The following is a 19,522-nucleotide window of genomic DNA, read 5'->3' on the forward strand; positions in this document are numbered from 1 at the left end:
AACGGCCCACCAGGCGACAGCGGAGACGGAATGTCGGAAGAGATCGCGATCGGCATCGACCTGGGCACCTCGACCTCGTGTGTGTCCGTGGTCCGGGACGGTCAGCCGTTCGTCATTCCCAACGAGTGGGGTGAGACGACACACGCCTCCTGCGTGTCCTTCCTCGAGGATGGCTCGGTGCTGGTGGGCAACGCGGCCAAGCGCAACATCATCACCAACGCCGAGTCGACGGTGTACTCGGCCAAGCGCCTCATCGGGCGCTACTTCTTCTCCGACGAGGTGAAGAAGGCGCAGGCGGTGATGCCGTACCAGATCGTCGAGGGAGAGAACAACACGGTGCGCATCGCCGTGCGGGGCGAGACCTACTCGCTGCCGGAGATCTCCGCGCTGGTGCTCAAGGAGATGAAGGCCATCGCCGAGGGCTACCTGGGCGCGCCGGTGACCAAGGCGGTGGTCACCGTGCCGGCCTACTTCAACGACAACCAGCGACAGGCGACCAAGGACGCGGGGCGCATCGCCGGGCTGGAGGTGCTGCGCATCCTCAACGAGCCCACCGCGGCGGCGCTCGCCTACGGCTTCGGCCGGGACGTGAACCAGCGCGTGGTGGTGTACGACCTGGGCGGAGGCACCTTCGACGTCTCCATCCTGGAGATCGGCAAGGATGTCTTCGAGGTGCTGTCCACCGCGGGTGACACGTACCTGGGCGGCGACGACTTCGACGACCGCATCATGACGTGGCTGGCGGACGACTTCCTCAAGCGCACGCGCTTGGACTTGCGGCAGAACAAGTACTGCCTGCAGATGCTCAAGGACGCGGCCGAGCGGGCGAAGATCGACGTGGGCGGCCAGGGCGTGGCGGACGTGCGGTGCGAGGGCATCTGCCAGGACTCCCAGGGCAAGGTGTTGGACCTGACGGCCCGGCTCACCCAGGATCAGTTCAACCGGATGGTGATGGACCTGGTGCAGCGCACCTTCAAGGTGTGTGACGAGGCGCTGCAATCCGCGCGCATGACGGCGGCGGACATCGACGCGGTCATCCTCGTGGGTGGCCCCACGCGCCTGCCCATCATCCGCAACTCGGTGCGCCACTACTTCCAGAAGGAGCCCAAGGAAGGCATCAACCCGGACCAGGTGGTGGCCATGGGCGCGGCGCTCCAGGCCAACGCGCTGCTGGACACCGCCACCGAGACCTTCCTCGTGGACGTGACGCCGCTGTCGCTGCGCATCGGCACGGTGGGCGGCTACACCGAGAAGATCATCGAGAAGAACACGCCGGTGCCCATCGACCGCTCGAAGACGTTCACCACCAGCCGTGACGGCCAGGAGAAGGTGAAGATCCGCGTCTACCAGGGCGAGAGCAACCGCGCCGACGAGTGCGAGATGCTCGGAGAGTTCGAGTTCTCGGGCTTTCGCGTGGGCTACCGGGGCGAGGTGAAGATCGACGTGACGTTCGAGATCAACACCGACGGCATGGTGAACGTCTCCGCGGCGGATCAGGAGACGGGACAGAAGACGTCCACCACGCTCACCATGTCCTCGGGCCTGTCGGAGGCGGACATCCAGCGCTCCATCCAGGCCAACCAGCAACTCCAACTCGCGGGCCATGGAGGGGCGGACCTGCCCGCCGTGGCCGCTCCCCGCCGAGGCAGATAGAGCCGCGCGATGTCACAGCCCCCACACAACGGCACGGGCAAGCCTCCCCCTCCTCCTCCGCCCGACATCCCCTCGGAGCCAGGCCAGCGCCCCACGGTCAAGGTGTCGACCGTGTCGCTCGGGCCTCGTCCGGCTTCTCCCCCGTCCGGAGCACGGCCTTCCTCGGCTGGGCTCCCCGTGGCGCCCTCCTCCGGGACGCCCTCGGGCACGCGGCCCACTGTCGGAGTGCCTCCGAACGATCCCTCCTTTCGGCCCACCGCCCGGGTGCCGACCCTCTCCGCCGCCCCGGCGAGCCCTCCTCCCGCGCCCGCCGGGAGCGTGCCCGCCGCCCCGCGTCCTGGCTCCACCCCGCTGTCCAGCGCCGCCATCCCGGCCGTGCCCATCACCCGCCGCCCCGGCGGCACCCCGCTGTCCAGTGCCGCCGTCCCGGTCGTGCCCGCTTCCCCGCGTCCCGGCGGCACCCCACTGTCCAGCGCCGCCATCCCGGTCGTGCCCGCCTCTCCGCGTCCCGGCGGCACCCCGCTGTCCACCGCCGCCGTCCCGGTCGTGCCCCCGCCCTCCCCCGGCTCCGGGCGGCCCGTCTCGGCCGTGGGAATGGTTCGGCCCCCGCCGCCGCCTCCCGGCGCGCTCCAGCCGCCTCCTCCGCCCGCGATGCCCTCCATCGCGCCGCTCGTGCCTTCCGTGGCGCCCGTGGTGCCCGCCGTCGCGCCCCCGCCCGCCGCGTCCAACCCCATGGCCGAGCTCGCGGAGCGCTGTGCCCGGCTCGACCAGATGGACTACTTCGAGATCCTCCGGGTGGAGCGCACCGCGTCCCCCTCGGACATCAAGAAGGCCTTCTACCGGGAGAGCCGCGCCTACCACCCGGACCGCTTCTTCCAGCTCCCGGACAAGGAAGTGAAGGAGCGCGTCAACGAGCTCTACAAGCGCGTCACCGAGGCCTACTACGTGCTGCGCGACGACGCGAAGCGCCGGCAGTACACGGCGGACGTCTCGGGGCCCGAGCGCGCCCACAAGCTGCGCTTCACCGAGTCCTCCGAGTCCGAGACGCGCGCCGCCTCCAAGCGGCAGGTGGAGGAGCAGATCGGCTCCAATCCCAAGGGCCGCCAGTTCTACCAGACGGGCGCGGCCGACGCCGACGCGGGGCGCTGGGCCTCGGCCGAGCGCAACCTGAAGATGGCCCTCACCTATGAGCCCGCGAACACTCGCTACAAGGAGAAGCTCGCCGAGGTGCAGAAGGTGCTACTAGAGGAGTCACGCAAGCAGGGGGGCGACAGCTTCAAGATCCGCTGACGAGCCCCCGTCAGGCCGAGGAGCTTCCCCGTGACCATCGATCTCATCCTCCTGGGGCTCGTGCTGCTGTTCGCCGTGGCGGGCGCCATCACCGGCGGGGCCCGGCAGATCGCCGGCCTGGTGGCGGTCGCGGTGGCGTGGTTCGTCTCGCGCAAGCTCGGCCCGTACGTGGGTCCGCGGATGGCCGAGGCGCTCGGCGGCGCCCCGCTGCTCTTCGGCACGCTCGCCGGCTCCCTGCTGCTCTTCATCGTCGTGCTGGTGGCGGTGCGCTACGCGCTGACCACCCTGCTGCGGCGGATGATGGGCGCGAGGAATCCGGAGCAGCGCAGCGCGGACAACGTCGTGGGCTTCGTGCTCGGCGGCCTCAAGGTGGTGCTCATCGCCTACGTGATGATCAGCGCGCTCGTCTTCGTGGACAAGTACGTGGTGGTGGCCGGGCGCAACCTCGGCGTGTCCCCCAAGGGCTCCGTGTCCTTCGACCTGGCGCGGCGCTACAACCTCTTCGAGATGACGCAGTTCGCCGCCGTGCGGGACCTGGTCGTCGTGGCCCAGGTGGCCACCGATCCCGAGCGGGCCCGCCGCCTGGCGGACGATCCCGCCTACAAGGCCCTGAAGAAGGACTCCCGCTTCCAGAAGGCCATGGCGAACAAGAACCTGCGCGCCGCCCTCGAGCGGGGAGATACCCAGGAAGTCCTGCGCAACAACCTCGCCCTCCAGTTGCTGCAGGACCCCCAGTTCGTGGCCCGGCTGGGCGCCGCGGCGAGGGCCAGTCAGCGCGACTGACCCCCCGCGCCCCTCTCCCTCTCGCGTCAGGCCCCGAGCCCCACCCCAGCCTCCAGTCCCTCCAGGCGGGCGCGCACGAAGGCCCTGTCCACGGTGACCCGGCGGTGACGGCGCTCGGGCGCCTCGAACATCACGTCCGCCATCACGTGCTCGAGGATGGAGCGCAGGCCACGCGCGCCCAGCCCCTTGTCCACGGAGAAGCGCACCACCTCGCGCAGCGCCTCCTCGTTCAAGTCCAGCTCGATGCCGTCCAGGCCCAGCAGCTCGCCATACTCGCGCACGATGGAGTCCGGCGGCTCGGTGAGCACGCGCAACAGCTCCGGCTCGCCCAGCAGATCCAACTGCACCACCACCGGTAGACGCCCAAGGAACTCCGAGAGCATCCCGAAATCCACGAGCTGCTTGGTGGTGATGCGCCGGCGCAGCTTCTTCACGTCCGGGGCGCCGAAGCCCAGGGGCCGCGACTCGCCCTGGCTGCCGTACTCCTGCAGGTCGGAGAACGTCCCCGCGCAGATGAACAGGATGTCCCGGGTGTCGATGGGCACCATGTCACCCCGGTTGAACGATTGGGTGACATTCATGGGGACGAAGACCTCGCGCCCCTCCAGCAGCTTGAGCAGTGCCTGCTGCACGCCCTCGCCACCGATGTCCCGGCTGCCCGCCCCGTTGCGCGCGCCCTGCGAGCGCCGGGCGATCTTGTCCACCTCGTCGATGAAGATGATGCCCCGCTGGGTGTCCTCCACCGAGTGGTTGCTCTTGAAGAGCAGGTCCGCCACCATCACCTCCACGTCCTTGCCGTAGTAGCCGGCCTCCGTGTACTCGGTGGCGTCCACGGTGGTGAAGGGGACGGAGAGGATGTCCGCCAGGTTGCGGGCGATGTGCGTCTTGCCGCTGCCCGTGGGCCCGATGAGCAGGATGTTGGACTTCTTGATGAGCGAGCCCCGCCTCATCCGCCGCGCCTGGATGCGCTTGAGGTGGTTGTGGGCGGCGATGGCCACGGCGCGCTTGGCTGCTTCCTGGCCGATGACGTAGCGATCCAACCGCTCGTAGATCTCTCTCGGCGTCAGTATCGGTGAGTCCCTGCGTGCGGACGACTCCATGTCTCCTCCCCTCGGCGCCAGACCGGCTGACGGACGTGTTCCCTACAGGAGAGTAGGAATCCACCAGTCAACGGCCCATCCGCCCCGGAGCAGGCGGGCATTGGAGGGTGCTTGGCCGCTTGCCCCGCAGGCGGGGGTTGAACCCCGAGGGGATTCTCGATACTTCCCGCGCCATCCACTGTTGGTGGAACTCAACCCCAGACCGGGAGATCAGGAACGCCGATGCCGCCCATCACTCCTCAGCACCGTTGGACCCTCGCCGATGCCCAGGACACCTACGGCATCCGCAACTGGGGCTCGCCCTACTTCGGCGTCAACGACAAGGGTCATGTGTGCGTCCATCCCGACGGGCCCTCCGCCCCGAACATGGACCTGAAGGAGCTGGTGGACGAGGTGCGGCGCCGGGGTATCGGCCTGCCCCTGCTCCTGCGCTTCACGGACGTGCTGCGCCACCGCGTGGTGCACCTCAACCAGGCGTTCCGCAAGGCCATCGCCGAGCACAACTACAAGGGCGTGTACCAGGGGGTGTACCCCATCAAGGTGAACCAGCACCGCTACGTCGCCGAGACGATCGTCGAGACGGGCAAGCAGTTCGGCTACGGCCTGGAGGCCGGCAGCAAGCCGGAGCTGCTCGCGGTGATGGCGCTCTTGGATCGCGAGGACGCGCTCGTCATCTGCAACGGCTACAAGGACGAGGAGTACGTGGAGACGGCGCTGCGCTTCTCGCGCCTGGGCCGCAAGGTGATTTTGGTGGTGGAGAAGCCCTCGGAGCTGCCCCTCATCGCCGAGGTGGCGCGCAAGACGGGCATCGCCCCGCGCATCGGCATGCGCGTGAAGCTGTCCAGCCGCGGCGCGGGCCGCTGGGAGGCCTCGGGCGGAGACCGCTCCAAGTTCGGCCTGTCCTCCTCGGAGCTGATGGGCGCCCTGGGCTTCCTCAAGGAGTCCGGGCTGCTGCCCTGTTTCGAGCTGTTGCACTTCCACCTGGGCAGTCAGATTTCCAACATCCGCAACGTGAAGAACGCGCTGCGCGAGGTGGGCCGCTTCTTCGTGGAGGTGGCCCGGCTGGGCGCCCCGCTCAAGTACCTGGACGTGGGCGGCGGCCTGGGCGTGGACTACGACGGCTCGCAGACGAACTTCACCTCCTCCATGAACTACACGACGGAGGAGTACGCCAACGACGTGGTGTTCTCGGTGATGGAGGCCTGTGACGCCGCGGGGGTGCAGCACCCCATCCTGGTGTCCGAGTCGGGCCGCGCCGTGGTGGCGCACCACGCGGTGCTCATCGTGGACGTGCTGGGAACGAGCGAGTTCGATCCCGTGCAGGTGCCGGACAAGGTGGACGACAAGGCGCCCAGCGTCGTGCGCAACCTCCTGTCCACCTTTCGCGAGGTGACGAACAAGAACCTGCTGGAGGCCTACCACGACGCCCAGGAGTACAAGGAGGAGAGCCTCACCCTCTTCTCGCTCGGCCACCTGTCGCTGGAGCAGCGGGTGATGGCGGAGAACATCTTCTGGGCGCTGTGCCACAAGATCATGCGCATCGCGCGCGAGTCGGGGGACATCCCCGAGGAGCTCGAGGCGCTGGAGAAGCAGCTGTCGGACACCTACTTCTGCAACTTCTCGGTGTTCCAGTCGCTGCCGGACTCGTGGGCGATTGATCAGCTCTTCCCCATCATGCCCATCCACCGGCTCAACGAGCGGCCCACGCGCCAGGCGGTGCTGGCGGACATCACCTGCGACTCGGACGGGAAGATCGACCACTTCATCGACAAGCGCGAGGTGAAGGACGCGCTGGAGCTGCACCCGCTCAACAACGATGACTACTACCTGGGCATCTTCCTGGTGGGCGCCTACCAGGAGATCCTCGGCGACCTGCACAACCTCTTCGGTGACACGCACGCGGTGCAGGTGTCGCTGGCGCCCAACGGCGGCTACCTGATCGATCACGTGGTGGAGGGCGACACGGTGACCGAGGTGCTCAACTACGTGAGCTACAACAAGGACGACCTGGTGGCGAAGCTGCGCAAGTCCACCGAGGTGGCGCTGCGCAACGGCCGGCTGACCCTGGACGAGTCGCGCCAGCTGCTGCGCATGTACGAGGAGGGCCTGTCCGGCTACACGTACCTGGAGCGCGAGGTGGACGCCTCGTTCGTGGCGAACCCCGGGCAGCTGCGCCTGGTGGTGCAGGACGGCAAGTCGCCCGTTCCGCCCACCGGCACGGGCACCTGAGCCAGGGGCGGTTGCTCCGCCCCGCTCTTCCACCGCGTCCTCTCACTCCGGGGGGCGCGGTTTTTCTTTTCCCAGCCGCCGGGCGAGAGAGCCCTCCTCCAGGCCGTGGCCCACCGCGGTACGGGGACCGGTCACGACGGGCCCTTGCCTCCTCGACGCTCCCCCCCCTGCTGCCTTCACTCCGGGGTTGGCAATGTTCCTCCAAACACCCACGGAGGCATCCATGGAGAGCCTCGCGGACATGATGGAGACCGGGCAGGAGCAGCTCTTCCACGAGTGGCGGGAGCGGGTCCAGCGGCGCCATGCGCCCAGCCCCCTCTCCGAGCCCGAACTGGCCGACCACATCCCGGACTTCCTGCGGCAGGTGATCGCCGCCCTCCGCCGGGAGGAAGAAGGGGTGGAGCCGAAGACACACCGGGTGGGTCCCCTGGGATGGGAACACGGGGAGCAGCGCTTCCTCATCGGCTTCACCCTGTCCAACATCGTGCGCGAGTACGGGGTGCTGCATGACTGCATCTTCGAGCTGGTGGAAAACCGGGGGCACGGCCTCGTCCGGCTGGAGGAGGCGAGGATCCTCGCGCAGTGCTTCACCCGGGCGATCGCCGAGGCCGTCGCGCACTACCTGCGGATGCGCGAGCGGGAGCTCCAGGGCGGCGAGGCGGCGCCTCCCGTGAGCTAGCGGAAAGTCCAGCGACACTCCGAGTGAGAATCACGGGCGGTCATCTAGAGTCCCGCGCTCCATCCTTCTCTCGAGGAGTGTCCGACCCATGTCTCAACCAGACCCCCGCATCTCGCTCTCGCTGCGCGGCCACGTCGCGCTCGTGGGCATCCACCGAGCGGCCAAGCGCAACGCGTTCGACATGGCGATGCTGCACGCCCTCGCCCATGCGGTGACGGAGGCGGACCAGAACGAGCAGGTGCGCTGCACCGTGGTGTACGCGGAGGGGGCGCACTTCACGGCGGGCCTGGACCTGGCGGACGTGGGGCCGAGGGTGGGCAGTGGCGAGCTCATGGTTCCCGAGGGAGCGGTGGACCCCTTCCACCTGTTCGGGAAGCGGCGCGAGAAGCCCCTGCTGATCGCGGTGCAGGGCATCTGCTTCACGCTCGGCGTGGAGTTGATGCTGGCCGCGGACATGGCGGTGGCGGCCAGCGACGCGCGGTTCGCCCAACTGGAGGTCAAGCGCGGCATCTTCCCCTTCGGGGGCGCCACGCTGCGCTTCCCACAGGTGGCGGGCTGGGGCAACGCCATGCGCTGGCTGCTCACCGGTGACGAGTTCGGCGCGGCCGAGGCGTACCGCATGGGCATCGTCCAGGAGGTGGTGGAGCCCGGCCAGCAGCTCGATCGCGCGCTCGCGCTCGCCGAGGCGGTGGCGCGTCAGGCCCCCCTGGCGGTGCAGGCCACCCTCGCCTCGGCGCGGCTGGCGCGCGAGCAGGGGCCGGAGGCAGCCGCACAGGACTTGATGCCGCGGCTGCGGCGGATCCAAGCGAGCGAGGACGTGCAGGAAGGACTGCGCTCCTTCGTCGAGCGGCGCGAGGCGCGCTTCCAGGGGAAGTGAGCGCGGGGCGCGTGCTTCGCGGAAGAATGGTGTTGAAGCGAGCTGCGCTTCGCGGATTCGGGAAAACAGGACTGACCGACCGGGCGTTCCACCCTCTTCCGGAACGCCTGGAGGACGACGATCGGAGCCAGGGGTCTGGACGAAAAACTGACCAGGGGTCAGAATACCACTGACCAAACGGTCAGCCGCTACGCCTCGCTCTCGAGGCATTCCTGGCTGGCACCCCGTGTCCTATTTCCTCCTGGAGCGAGTTCCGGAGAGTGAAAGCAGGCCCTCGTTTCCGAGGTAGCTCACCCAATGATGCAAACCCAGACCCCTGTAGAGCTCCCCCCTCTCCCCATCCTTCCCGAGAACCCCTCGCTGCTCACCCGCCTGCGGACGGGCATGAAGACGCTCGAGGTGCTGAGGGATTACCCCACGAATCCAGCCTTCGGCGCCGTGTTCTACGACAGCGTCGAGCTGGGCAGGTGCAAGGAACTCGCCCGCCAATTCTCTCGCCACGCCGAGGGCCGCCGGTTGCTCGCCGACAAGCCCTCATTGAGTGCCTCGGAACTGAACCTGGAGTCGCTGGGCAAGCTGCCGCCGGGGACGTTCGGCCACGAGTTCGCGCGCTACTACCGTGAGCACGGACTGCAGCCCATCGAGACGCTCAGTCCGCCGAAGAACGACGCCCAATACATCGCGAAGCGCCTGCGCGAGACACACGACTTCGTCCATCTGGTGACCGGCTACAACACCGATGTCATGGGCGAGATGGAGGTGCAAGCGTTCTCCCTGGGCAACCTCCACCTGCGCACCTCCCTGCTCATCCTCCTCAACTCCTCGAAAGAGGTGCACAAACACATCCCTGGCTTCCAGGCCACCACGTATGTCCGACGGCTGTGGGCCGCATTCCGGCGCGGCGCCGACTCCCGTCAGGTCGCCAGCTTCCGGTGGGAGGACCACTGGGAGACGCCGGTGGCGCTGCTGCGCGAGCAGCTCGTCGCGCCCGCGGAAGAGTTGAACTGATCCTGGGCGACCCGGTGGGGCCGAGCGCTAATCGGCCGCCGGGACCCAACTGCCGTGGATGCCGAACGGGACGCGCTGGGGCAACCGGACTCGCGCGACCGGGGCCGCGCCGAAGTGGCCAGCGTCAAGGACGACGAGTTCGCTGACGTCGCGCTCGCCGTCGCGCACGAGGCTGAGCAGCCAGCCGTCGTCTTCGGTCGACCAGGCACTCCTGGGGACGAAGACGCACTCGCCGGGGATCTGCCCCGGGCCGAGCTCCTGAGCGAGCGAGGTGCCCGTCTCCGCGTCGTAGCGGCGCAGGAGTGACCTCGTCGGGGCGCCGTCGACGAAGTCGAGCATCTCGACGACGTACGTGTAGCGATGGGGCCGCCCGGTGCGGCGATCGTCGATCCGGGGGAATTCGACCAGGCGGTCGTCGAGCCGCCGCTCGCGGGTGCGGCCGGACTCGAGGTCGAGCTCCCAGCGGTACAGATACGGCGGAGCCGCTTCGAAACGCGCCGAGCGGATCCCCTCGAGAACGATCGTACCAGCGCGCTCGAACGCGTTGGCGGTGTGGCAGAGCTGGCCGGACTCGACGTCGAACCAGCGCACCTCGCCTCCCGCGCGCGGTACCACGCCGATGCGCGTCTGGTGGGAGTCGCTCCACTCGAATGGCATCCCCGCGCCCCAGTCACGGATCATCCGGGCGGGCGAATCGAAGAAGAGCGCGTACCGTTCCGTGATGGCGAAGTCGTGCAGGTAGCAGGGACCCTCGACCTCGATCTCCCTCTTCGAAACCACCCGGCCCCCCGCATCGGCGATGTAATAGGTCAAATAGGGACGCACCACCTGGTAGCCGAAAAAATGGAGCTCACCCGTCGACGGACACCGCTTGGGGTGCGCCGTCATCGGGGTGTCCACCGCCCCGCCGAAGTCGAAGGCGCCGACGGTCGACAGTTCCCCGTCCAGATGCATGGGCAGCGCCGCCTCGACCATCGAGAGGATGCGGCCCGCGTGCTCGATGACGTGGGTGTTGGACGTGCCGCCCCCGCGAAGCCGCCGCTCCCGATCCAAGACCGTTCCGGTGAACCTGGCGGTCCGGACATAGCGGTTCCGGTACCAGCGCGCCCTGCCCCCCGCGAGGTGGATACCGTGCACCATCCCGTCGCCGAACCACCAGTGGGGAGAGAAACCATCCTTTGGGTTCGGGCCGTTGCGCACATAAGTCCCATCGAGCCCGTTCGGCAGCTCGCCCTCCACGGGCAGTTCGTGCGCGGTCACCTCGTTGGCGACCGGGGCGAAGTGGCCGCTCAGCCAGAACGGCCTGGCGGGGGAACGAGGATCGTTCTTGCTCTCACTGGACATGCGCTTCTCTCCTCGCGGTTGCTTGAGAACTCAAGTAACATCGCCTCGGCGGCTTCCGCAAGTGGTTTACTTGAGTGCTCAACAAAATGAGGAGCGCATGTCCGCGCACCACCTGACTTTCTTCTTCGACTTGAACCGGGCCCACGCGACAGCGATCCGCCGTTTCGACTCCGCCCTCGGCTCCGTGCACGGCATTGGACTCAATGACCTGCACCTCCTCCAAGTGCTCGACCAGGCGCCCGGGCACCGGTTGCGGCGAACGGATCTGGCCCAACAACTCGGATTGACGGCCTCGGGGGTGACCTGGATGCTGCGCCCGCTGACGAAGCGCCGCCTCATCACCAGTCAGGCGAGCGAGGACGACGGACGTGTCACGTTCGCGGTGCTCACCGAGCCTGGGCGCCAGCTGGTCGCGGACGCCGTACCGACAGCGCGACGGATTGCGGCCGAGCTTCTGGACCCACAAGTCAGCAAAGAGGAGCTGACGCGGGCCGCGGCGGTGATCGCACGGCTGGCTCGAGACTGATTCAGCGAAAAAGAAAACCCCGGCTCACCTGACGGCGGCCGGGGGCTTCGTTACATCCCTCTCGAGAGATACAGCGACTTACGGCGCGAAGCTCGGCGGACGATCCCCCTCGCCGCTGCCCCACGACTCGTTGGCCGTATCGCCCATGACGTACTTCAGCGTGGCTCCCGGAGCGATGTCGGCGAAGCGGACGAAGGTCTTCGTGCTCGCCTTGCCGTCGATGGCCAGACTCTGGATGTACTTCGAGGTCTGGCTGGCGCCCTCCCCTTCGATGGTCACGACGTGGCCATTGGCGAGGTGCACCTTGGCGCTGGGGAACCACGGGCCGTTGATCACGAGCACGTCGGTGCCGGGAATGGCCGGGAACATGCCGAGGTAGCTCCACACGAGCCAGGCCGAGGTCGAGCCCAGGTCGTCGTTGCCGGGCAGGCCGCCCGGGCCGCCATAGAACGTCTCGTTGATGATGCGACGCACGATCGCCTGCGTCTTCCAGGGCTTCTGGGCGAAGTTGTAGATCCAGGGCGTGCCGTGCTCGGGCTCGTTGCCGATGTAGAAGTAGGGCCGCCGGGTGCCCGCGTTGAGCTCGGTGAAGAGTTCATCGAGGCGATTGTCGGCCTCGGCGTGGCCGCCCATGCGCGTGAACAGGCCTTCGAGGTCGTGTGGGACCATCCAGACGTATTGGAACGCGTTCCCCTCGATGAAACCGCAATCCTTCGACGGATCGAGAGGCTGGCAGGCCCACGCACCGAGCGGATCGGCCTTGATGGCCGTCTGGATGGAGAGCTTCACGTAGCGGGCCTCGCGCGCGGTGAAGCCGTGCGTGGTGACGTTCGCGGTGTTGCCGGTGACCGTGGCGACGGTCTCGAAGGTCACGCCGTCGGTGCTGACGCTGAGCGTGAAGTCCTGGGTGTTCCAGTCGCTCGACTCACCGCCCGCGCCCGCGTGGGAGATGATGATCTTGTCGATCGACTGCACGCTGCCCAGGTCGACCCGCCACCACTTGTCGCTGCTGGTGTTGTCGCACCACTTGTCGCTGTAGCCTCCGTTGGTCGTGCCATTCACCGCCTTGGACGGGTTCTCTTCGTCGCCGCATGACGCGCTCGCGGTGGCGGGACGGTTGAGCGCCAGGTTGGTGGCCGGCGCGGCGGTGCCATGGATCTGCACCTCGTAGATGCGCGCGGCGGCCGCGCCCGGCTGCAGCTCGCCCGCGCGCGGCTCGATCAGCTTGCTGGCGGGGTTCCAGCTCTCGGTCCAGTAGTGCGAGCGCGTGAGATACTCGTCACGCACCGCGGTGTTGCCGAGCTCACCGGCGTACCGCGAGATGGCGAAGTCGGCCATGGCGTACTCGAGCGACATGGCCGCGTTGCCTCCCGCGTAGTGGTACGTGAGCCAGTCGGAGAGGTTCCAGCGCTGGGTGTCGTCAGGGTTGCTCGCCGACTTGAGCATGAGCTGCAGCGCCGAGTCGGTGTCGAAGCCGCGCACGCCCATGGCGTAGGCGTTGGCGACGTTCACCGAGCCAGGGTCGCCGACCATGACATTGACCTCGACGTTCTGGTGCGACCAGAAGGGCAGCAGACCGCCCTTCTCTCCGTCGTCGACCATCGAGCGGATGATGTCCGGCGCCTCCGGCGCGATGGCGCTGATGAGGTGCGTCCACGAGCGGATGATGTCCCAGCCGGAGTAGTTCTGGTACACGGTCCAGCCCTCGGCCGTGTGCACCGCGCCGTCGAAGCCCATGTACTGGCCGTTCACGTCGCTGGCGACATTGGGGTTCTGGAAGACGTGGTAGAGCGCGGTGTAGAACTGCTCGAGGTCCGCGTCGCCGCCGCCGGTGATCTCGATGCGGTTGAGCACCTGGTTCCACCGGTCACGCGCGGCCGTGTGCACGGCGTCGAAGTCCCAGCCGGCGTTCTCGGCGGCCAGGTTGGCCTCGGCGTTGGCCATGCTGACGAAGGAGACGCCGATCTTCATCTGCACGACCGGATCCTGGGTCGTGTCGAAGGTCGCGAAGGCGCCCGATTTGGTGCCGCTCACGGAGGTCCTGACCTGCGACAGCGAGTTGCCCAGCCAGGTGCCCGAGGCCGTGAACGGGCGGTCGAACTGCGCCGCGAAGTAGATCTGATAGGTCTTGCTCGAGCCACAGAAGCCGCCCGCGGTGGCACTGCCGCGGATCTTGTCCTTGCCGACGATCTGCACGTTGCCGCTGCGCGTATTGGCGTTGGTCGCGTTGCGGCCGGTGTGGAGGAGCAACTGGGCGGCCTTGGAGGCCGGGTAGTGCAGACGCACCATGCCAGTGCGCGTGGTCGTGGTCAGCTCCACCTTGATGTCGCCGTCGAGCGTGACCTGGTAGTAGCCGGGCGAGGCCACCTCGGTCGTCTTGTCGTAGCCGGTGCGGAAGAGTTTCCAGTCAGCCGCGGGCGACGTGGTGAGCTCGCCGACGTGCGGCAGGAAGGGCAGGTCCTCGTTGTTGGGGCAGCCCGCGCCGTTGAAGTGGGTCAGGCTGAAGTGCTCGATGAGCGAGTCGCTGTAGCGGTAACCCGAGGGCGAGGCGGTCGGCGTATCGGGACTGAGCTGCAACATGCCAAAGGGCACGGTCGCGCCCGGGAAGGTGCTGCCGCCAGCGCCGCCCGGCACCGGAAAGGGCGAGTTGCTGTCGTCGGTGCCGATGAACGGATCGACGTGCTTCGCGAGATCCGCGGTGGGAGGAGGCGAGCCCGCGTCGGGCTCTCCCACACCGCCGTCCGTCTCGACGCCGGAATCGGGGATATCCACCCCGGCGTCCGTGCCCCCCGAGCCGTCGTCGCGACAGCCGGGCGCCGCGAGCGAGAGTAAAAGAAATGATCCGTATGTGAGAACAGCGCGCTGCAGGGACTTCGCCATGAGCTTCTCCATCGACGCGAGCCTTGAAACGAGACGATCGCGATGCGGTCGCGCCTGGTTGGGTTTCGTGGAATCCATTCTCGAGGGAGGCGAAGTCAAGACGCGAAGCGAGCTGACGATCCGTCAGCTCGAGCGCGATCATCCACGGAAGAATTTTCTTCATACAGGCCGGAAACGCGGCAAAGAGCTTGCTTTGTCCGAGGGGGAAATGAAGGGGTGTGGGCTTGTCTCGGTTGAGAGCCAATGAACGGTCAGCCCGGGATGGCGGCTCGATAAAGCGGCACACGCGTCCTGCCTGGAGCACCATGCGCCTCGTGACCGCGACCGCCGACACCTCCTGGGCCCGACCCGGACAGTTTCATTCACTCGGGCCGTTCGATGTCCCGGGCTTCCCCTCCCGCCGAGCACACGTGTACGTACCGAGCGGAGACGACATGCCGCTCCAGGAGCGGCCCGTGCTCTACCTCTTCGACGGCCAGAACTGCTGGACGGACTGGGGGAGCTACGCGGGCGGCTGGTACGCGCATGAGGCCGCCGAGAAGCTCGTGGGCAGCCCCACCTTCCGCGCCCCCGTCGTCGTGGGGCTCGAGCACGGCGGCGACCGGCGCATCGACGAGCTGTCCCCGTGGGAGATGACGCCGGGCCGTGGCGGCCACGCGGAGCACTTCTTCGACTGGGTGGTGCACCACTTCATGCCGCACGTTCAGCACGCCTTCGGACTGACGGGCGGGGCCCTGCACACGGTGGTGGGTGGCTCGTCCATGGGGGGCCTGGCGGCACTCTGGGCCCACTACCGCTACCCGCACGCCATTGGCGGGGCCATCGCCATGTCGCCCGCCTTCTCCGTGGGGGACAAGGCGCTCTTCCCCTTCGTGGAGAGCCGCCCCAAGCCCCTCATCAGCCGCGTGTACATCGACTGCGGCGGGCGAGAGGGCGGCGGCCGCATGCTCGCGGTCGCCGAGGAGATGCACCACGTCCTCGAGCGCAAGGGCTACCCGGAAGGCGGGCTCATGTGGCGCCCGGACAAGGACGCCGGACACAACGAGCAGGCCTGGAGGCGCCGGCTGCCCAAGGCGCTGCGCTTCATGTTCCGGCGCTGAAGGCGCCCCCCGGGTAGCCAGGCAATCAGGTACTGCCTCCCCTGGGAACTCCAGTCCTTTCAGGTGGTTGGCGATTCCGCGAAAAAAAATCGTTCGCCGTGTCGATCTCGCGGACCCTCGTTCGACGTGAGAGTAGAGCCCGGGCCAGACCCGGCTTCCACACCGAGAGGAGACACGACGATGCGATTCATGATCCTGATCAAGGCCACCAAGGACTCGGAGACGGGCGCCCTGCCGAGCACGGAGCTGCTCACCGAGATGGGGAAGTACAACGAGGAACTGGTGAAGGCGGGCATTCTGCTCGCGGGCGAGGGGCTCCACCCGAGCGCCAAGGGAGCGCGCGTCAAGTTCTCCGGAGGCAAGCGCACCGTGGTCGACGGGCCCTTCGCCGAGACGAAGGAGCTGATCGCTGGCTTCTGGTTGTGGCAGGTGAAGTCGAAGGAAGAGGCGATCGAGTGGGTCAAGCGCTGCCCCGATCCCATGCCCGGCACGGAGTCCGAGATCGAGATCCGCCAGGTGTTCGAAGCGGAGGACTTCGCGCCCAGCGACCCCACGGGCGAACTCATGGAGAAGGAGAATCAGCTTCGCGAGCTCACCGAGTCGAAGCGCCGCTAGTCGTGGCGCGGGCCCGCGCCTTGCGCTGGCGAAGGAAGATGCTCTAGTCGGTGGCCGTGACGGCTTCCGCTACGCAGCGCGCCATCGACGCCATCTGGAGGATCGAGTCCGCCAGGCTCATCGCCGGTCTCGCGCGACTCGTGCGCGACGTGGGGCTCGCCGAGGAGCTCGCGCAGGACGCGCTCGTCGCCGCGCTCGAGCGGTGGCCGGAGTCGGGCGTCCCGGACAACCCGGGCGCTTGGCTCATGGCCACCGCGAAGCATCGCGCGGTCGACCTCTTCCGCAGGAGCAAGCTCCTCGAGCGCAAGCACGAGGAGCTTGGTCAGGAACTCGAGGCTCAGCGAGCACTGGCGGTGCCGGAGTTCGACGCCGCGCTCGACGATGACGTGGGCGATGACCTCCTGCGCCTCGTGTTCACGGCCTGTCATCCGGTGCTCTCGACCGAGGCCCGCGTCGCGCTCACGCTGCGCTTGCTCGGCGGTCTGACGACCGGGGAGATCGCGCGCGCGTTCCTCGTCCCGGAGCCGACCATCGCCCAGCGGATCGTCCGAGCCAAGCGGACCCTCTCCGAGGCGCATGTCCCCTTCGAGGTTCCCCGAGGCGCCGAACTCGAGGCCCGCCTCTCGTCGGTGCTCCAGGTCATCTACCTCGTCTTCAACGAGGGCTACTCGGCGACCGCCGGTGACGACTGGGTGCGGCCCGCGCTCTGCGAGGATGCGCTCCGTCTGGGCCGGATCCTGGCCGGGCTGGTTCCGAAGGAGCCGGAAGTCCACGGCCTCGTCGCGCTCATGGAACTCCAGGCGTCACGGCTGAGGGCACGGGTCGGCCCGTCGGGAGAGCCCGTCCTGTTGCTCGATCAGAACCGGGGACGCTGGGATCAACTCCTCATCCGTCGTGGCCTCGCGGCAATCGAGCGGGCCGAGGCGCTCGGCGGCGCGCGGGGTCCGTACACCGTGCAGGCCGCGATCGCCGCCTGTCACGCACGGGCGCGTAGGCCAGCCGAGACGGACTGGGCGCGCATCGCGGCGCTCTACGAGACGCTCGCCGAGCTGGTGCCATCACCCGTCGTGGAGCTGAACCGCGCGGTTGCCGTCTCGATGGCGTTCGGTCCCGCGGCGGGGCTCGAGCTCGTCGATGCGCTGCTCTCGGAACGCTCGCTCGAGGACTACCACCTCTTGCCGAGCGTGCGTGGCGATCTCCTGGCGAAGCTCGGCCGCTTCGACGAGGCCCGTGCGGAGTTCGAGCGCGCGGCATCGCTCACGCACAACGAACGCGAGCGCAAGCTGCTCCTCGACCGCGCCCGCGCCTGTCCTCGGCCGTCGACCTGAGGTCGGCTCTTGACGTGCTCGGATTTGCTCGCCGTCATGGACTCGGGGGAGAGGATGAGGAGCCAGCCCACTACCGGAGCAGAGGTAGATGCCAGCCCTCCTGCTGTTTTCGGCTCTGACCGGGCCGAATTGGCATAGCTTCCTCCAGAGTCCTTGCCCGGAGAGGCAAAGTCGATGCTTGAGTCGATGCACCTGAAGAATGTCGGACCCGCGCCCGAGATGGAGCTGAGGCTTGCGCAACGGCTCAACCTCATCACAGGCGACAACGGGCTGGGCAAGAGCTTCCTGCTGGACATCGCTTGGTGGGCCCTGACCAGGACATGGGCACGCTATCTGGTCCTTCCTTCTCCCTCGCAGGGCAAGCCCAGGATCGGGTACAGCTACACGAAATCCACTCCCGGTAGCTACTCGTACGAGAGTACGTATGATCGCAAGATCGAGCGCTGGTCCGTCAACAATGGCCGGCCCGCCATTCCGGGGCTCGTGCTTTACGCGCAGGTCGACGGTGGCTTCTCCGTATGGGATCCGGCGCGCAACTACTGGAAGATCGATGCGCCGAACCGTCCCAGTTCCTATCTCTTCGCGCCTCACGAAGTGTGGGAGGGGAACGCGCACTGTGAAGGGCTGATTCGCGACTGGGCTTCGTGGCAACGCGAGAACGGTGAGGCATTCAACATGCTGACCAAGGTTCTCCAGGTGCTGTCACCGCCCGGGGGAAAGCCGCTGGTCCCAGGGGAGCTGAGGAAGCTCACCGTGGAAGATCCGAAGCGATACCCGACACTGCGGATGCCCTACGGCCAGGATGTCGCCGTGACACACTCGTCGGCGGGCATGCGGCGCATCATCGCCCTGACCTACCTGCTGATCTGGGCCTGGCAAGAACACATCGCGGCGGCCGAGGTTCGTGGCGGCGATCCGGCCCGCGAGCTCATCTTCCTCATCGATGAGATCGAAGCACACCTCCATCCTCAGTGGCAGCGCCGCATCGTACCGGCTGTGCTCAACGTGATGGACGCGCTCACCGGGAGCCACCGCTCTCGCGTCCAGCTCATCACGGCGACGCACTCCCCCTTGGTGCTGGCCTCCGTGGAGCCACTCTTCGACGTCAAGAAGGACGCATGGTTCGACCTGGACCTTGAAGAGGCCCGGGTCGTCCTGCGCAAGCGCGAGTTCGTGCGCCGGGGAGAGGTCTCCAACTGGCTCACCAGCGAGGCCTTCGATTTGAGGAAAGCCCGATCGCTTGAAGCCGAGTCCGCCATCGAGACCGCGCTGGCGCTGCTCCGTCAAAAGGACCCGCCATGGCAGGACGTGGAGTCCGCAGACCAGAAACTGCGCGCCGCGGGGCTTCCGGACATTGATCCGTTCTGGGTCCGATGGGGACAGTTTGTCGAGGAGCGCAAGCCAGCGAAGCGAGGCAAGCGGTGATACCGGTCGCGGCCGCCAAAGAGCCGCCCCTCTTCGACGAGAGGGTTCGCCAGAAGGGGCTGTCCGCCATTGATGAGCTGGTCGGCCGAAAGCCGCGTCTCAAGCGCCCGGGCCGTCGCCGCAAGAAGATCGCGGCCCGCGAGGCCGACATTCCCGCCGACGCCTTCCCCCCGTTCTGGCGTGACGCCCTCCCGGAGATGCTGGAGGCCTATGAGCGCCGCTGTGCCTACCTGGCGCTGTATTTCGAGCATGCAACGGGCAACCCGACCATCGACCACGTTCTTCCGAAGTCACGCGTGTGGAACCAGATCTATGAGTGGTCGAACTACCGGCTCTGCGCCGCGCTCATCAACGCGAAGAAGAACGACCTGACCTCCCTGGTGGACCCCTTCGAAGTGGCCGAGGGTTGGTTCGCCTTGGAACTCGTGGCCTTCCAGGTCATTCGCGGCCCCAAGGCGCCCGCGGGCAAGGCGAAGGAGATCGAGGAGACCCTCCTCGTGCTCAACATGCCCGAGTGCCTCAAGGCGCGTGAAGAGTACGTCACGTGCTACGAGCGGGGGGACATCGAGTTCTCCTATCTCGAGCGGCGGGCTCCGTTCGTGGCGTCCGAACTCCGGCGCCAAGGTCGCCTGCGCAAAGAGGACATCTGAGAGGACTCTGAAGATGCAGGCCGGTAGAGGGCAGG

General features: G+C 67.6%; 17 protein-coding genes. 14 read left to right on the forward strand and 3 right to left on the reverse strand.

The genetic code is table 11. The features are described 5' to 3' along the window. Positions 1 to 30 precede the first annotated feature (30 nt). Genes dnaK through D187_RS08315 form a run of 3 tightly spaced genes read left to right on the forward strand, consistent with a single transcriptional unit; the run spans position 31 to position 3,726 of the window. Positions 31 to 1,653: a molecular chaperone DnaK gene (gene dnaK, locus D187_RS08305; protein WP_002627370.1), complete on the forward strand. Its 1,623-nt coding sequence runs from the start codon at positions 31 to 33 to the stop codon at positions 1,651 to 1,653. Between the two features lie 9 nt (positions 1,654 to 1,662). Beyond that, positions 1,663 to 2,943 (forward strand): J domain-containing protein, encoded by a 1,281-nt coding sequence (locus tag D187_RS57610; protein WP_002627371.1) that lies wholly within the window; start codon positions 1,663 to 1,665, stop codon positions 2,941 to 2,943. 30 nt (positions 2,944 to 2,973) lie between these two features. Continuing rightward, positions 2,974 to 3,726 (forward strand): CvpA family protein, encoded by a 753-nt coding sequence (locus tag D187_RS08315; RefSeq protein ID WP_002627372.1) that lies wholly within the window; start codon positions 2,974 to 2,976, stop codon positions 3,724 to 3,726. 26 nt (positions 3,727 to 3,752) lie between these two features. On the opposite strand, the gene clpX is transcribed toward D187_RS08315, so the two are convergent. After that, positions 3,753 to 4,826 carry an ATP-dependent Clp protease ATP-binding subunit ClpX gene (gene clpX, locus D187_RS08320; protein WP_002627373.1) on the reverse strand — a complete coding sequence of 358 codons (1,074 nt, stop codon included), beginning with the start codon at positions 4,824 to 4,826 and terminating at the stop codon, positions 3,753 to 3,755. Positions 4,827 to 5,048: 222 nt separating this feature from the next. Between clpX and speA the strand changes: the two genes are divergently transcribed. From speA to D187_RS49635, 4 genes are all read left to right on the forward strand, one after another. Then, positions 5,049 to 7,055 carry a biosynthetic arginine decarboxylase gene (speA, locus tag D187_RS08325; protein ID WP_002627374.1) on the forward strand — a complete coding sequence of 669 codons (2,007 nt, stop codon included), beginning with the start codon at positions 5,049 to 5,051 and terminating at the stop codon, positions 7,053 to 7,055. A gap of 223 nt (positions 7,056 to 7,278) precedes the next feature. Next, the gene (locus tag D187_RS08330; protein WP_002627375.1) at positions 7,279 to 7,734 is read left to right on the forward strand and encodes an RsbRD N-terminal domain-containing protein; all 456 of its coding nucleotides are present in this window, start codon (positions 7,279 to 7,281) and stop codon (positions 7,732 to 7,734) included. Between the two features lie 88 nt (positions 7,735 to 7,822). Beyond that, the gene (locus D187_RS08335; RefSeq protein ID WP_002627376.1) at positions 7,823 to 8,611 is read left to right on the forward strand and encodes a crotonase/enoyl-CoA hydratase family protein; all 789 of its coding nucleotides are present in this window, start codon (positions 7,823 to 7,825) and stop codon (positions 8,609 to 8,611) included. A 297-nt stretch (positions 8,612 to 8,908) separates the two neighbouring features. After that, a complete protein-coding gene (locus tag D187_RS49635; RefSeq protein WP_002627377.1) occupies positions 8,909 to 9,619 on the forward strand; it encodes a Coq4 family protein in 711 nt (236 codons plus the stop codon). A 27-nt stretch (positions 9,620 to 9,646) separates the two neighbouring features. Here D187_RS49635 and D187_RS08345 read toward each other — a convergent pair whose 3' ends face one another. Next, positions 9,647 to 10,963, reverse strand: a complete 1,317-nt coding sequence (locus D187_RS08345; protein WP_002627378.1) for a carotenoid oxygenase family protein — start codon at positions 10,961 to 10,963, stop codon at positions 9,647 to 9,649. A gap of 97 nt (positions 10,964 to 11,060) precedes the next feature. Here D187_RS08345 and D187_RS08350 point away from each other — a divergent pair, with 97 nt between their 5' ends. Then, positions 11,061 to 11,489: a MarR family winged helix-turn-helix transcriptional regulator gene (locus tag D187_RS08350; protein ID WP_002627379.1), complete on the forward strand. Its 429-nt coding sequence runs from the start codon at positions 11,061 to 11,063 to the stop codon at positions 11,487 to 11,489. Between the two features lie 78 nt (positions 11,490 to 11,567). Here the strand turns inward: D187_RS08350 and D187_RS08355 are convergent, their stop codons facing one another. Then, complete coding sequence (locus D187_RS08355) at positions 11,568 to 14,261, reverse strand: GH92 family glycosyl hydrolase (protein WP_051256270.1); 2,694 nt, start codon at positions 14,259 to 14,261, stop codon at positions 11,568 to 11,570. A 106-nt stretch (positions 14,262 to 14,367) separates the two neighbouring features. On the opposite strand from D187_RS08355, the gene D187_RS54880 reads away from it, so the two are divergent. The 6 genes from D187_RS54880 (at position 14,368) to D187_RS08380 (ending at position 19,487) form a co-directional block, all read left to right on the forward strand. After that, positions 14,368 to 14,616, forward strand: a complete 249-nt coding sequence (locus D187_RS54880) for a hypothetical protein (RefSeq protein ID WP_155893248.1) — start codon at positions 14,368 to 14,370, stop codon at positions 14,614 to 14,616. A gap of 58 nt (positions 14,617 to 14,674) precedes the next feature. Next, positions 14,675 to 15,469: an alpha/beta hydrolase gene (locus D187_RS08360; RefSeq protein WP_076606119.1), complete on the forward strand. Its 795-nt coding sequence runs from the start codon at positions 14,675 to 14,677 to the stop codon at positions 15,467 to 15,469. 180 nt (positions 15,470 to 15,649) lie between these two features. Then, positions 15,650 to 16,084 carry a YciI family protein gene (locus D187_RS08365; RefSeq protein ID WP_002627382.1) on the forward strand — a complete coding sequence of 145 codons (435 nt, stop codon included), beginning with the start codon at positions 15,650 to 15,652 and terminating at the stop codon, positions 16,082 to 16,084. Positions 16,085 to 16,140: 56 nt separating this feature from the next. Continuing rightward, complete coding sequence (locus D187_RS08370) at positions 16,141 to 17,412, forward strand: RNA polymerase sigma factor (RefSeq protein ID WP_043429050.1); 1,272 nt, start codon at positions 16,141 to 16,143, stop codon at positions 17,410 to 17,412. Positions 17,413 to 17,586: 174 nt separating this feature from the next. Continuing rightward, positions 17,587 to 18,837: an AAA family ATPase gene (locus D187_RS08375; RefSeq protein WP_002627384.1), complete on the forward strand. Its 1,251-nt coding sequence runs from the start codon at positions 17,587 to 17,589 to the stop codon at positions 18,835 to 18,837. Continuing rightward, on the forward strand, positions 18,834 to 19,487 hold the full coding sequence (locus tag D187_RS08380) for a hypothetical protein (protein ID WP_002627385.1): 654 nt from the start codon (positions 18,834 to 18,836) through the stop codon (positions 19,485 to 19,487). Before D187_RS08375 ends, D187_RS08380 begins: the two co-directional genes overlap by 4 nt. The last annotated feature ends 35 nt before the right edge of the window (positions 19,488 to 19,522 follow it).

Source organism: Cystobacter fuscus DSM 2262 (assembly GCF_000335475.2).
GTDB classification, from domain to species: domain Bacteria; phylum Myxococcota; class Myxococcia; order Myxococcales; family Myxococcaceae; genus Cystobacter; species Cystobacter fuscus.

What these genes read in the sequence shown, in the direction of transcription:
- dnaK (WP_002627370.1), top strand. Translation starts at nt 31, where the DNA reads ATGTCGGAAGAGATCGCGATCGGCATCGACCTGGGCACCTCGACCTCG.
- D187_RS57610 (WP_002627371.1), top strand. Translation starts at nt 1,663, where the DNA reads ATGTCACAGCCCCCACACAACGGCACGGGCAAGCCTCCCCCTCCTCCT.
- clpX (WP_002627373.1), bottom strand. Translation starts at nt 4,826, where the DNA reads ATGGAGTCGTCCGCACGCAGGGACTCACCGATACTGACGCCGAGAGAG.
- speA (WP_002627374.1), top strand. Translation starts at nt 5,049, where the DNA reads ATGCCGCCCATCACTCCTCAGCACCGTTGGACCCTCGCCGATGCCCAG.
- D187_RS08330 (WP_002627375.1), top strand. Translation starts at nt 7,279, where the DNA reads ATGGAGAGCCTCGCGGACATGATGGAGACCGGGCAGGAGCAGCTCTTC.
- D187_RS08335 (WP_002627376.1), top strand. Translation starts at nt 7,823, where the DNA reads ATGTCTCAACCAGACCCCCGCATCTCGCTCTCGCTGCGCGGCCACGTC.
- D187_RS49635 (WP_002627377.1), top strand. Translation starts at nt 8,909, where the DNA reads ATGATGCAAACCCAGACCCCTGTAGAGCTCCCCCCTCTCCCCATCCTT.
- D187_RS08345 (WP_002627378.1), bottom strand. Translation starts at nt 10,963, where the DNA reads ATGTCCAGTGAGAGCAAGAACGATCCTCGTTCCCCCGCCAGGCCGTTC.
- D187_RS08350 (WP_002627379.1), top strand. Translation starts at nt 11,061, where the DNA reads ATGTCCGCGCACCACCTGACTTTCTTCTTCGACTTGAACCGGGCCCAC.
- D187_RS54880 (WP_155893248.1), top strand. Translation starts at nt 14,368, where the DNA reads ATGAGCTTCTCCATCGACGCGAGCCTTGAAACGAGACGATCGCGATGC.
- D187_RS08360 (WP_076606119.1), top strand. Translation starts at nt 14,675, where the DNA reads ATGCGCCTCGTGACCGCGACCGCCGACACCTCCTGGGCCCGACCCGGA.
- D187_RS08365 (WP_002627382.1), top strand. Translation starts at nt 15,650, where the DNA reads ATGCGATTCATGATCCTGATCAAGGCCACCAAGGACTCGGAGACGGGC.
- D187_RS08375 (WP_002627384.1), top strand. Translation starts at nt 17,587, where the DNA reads ATGCTTGAGTCGATGCACCTGAAGAATGTCGGACCCGCGCCCGAGATG.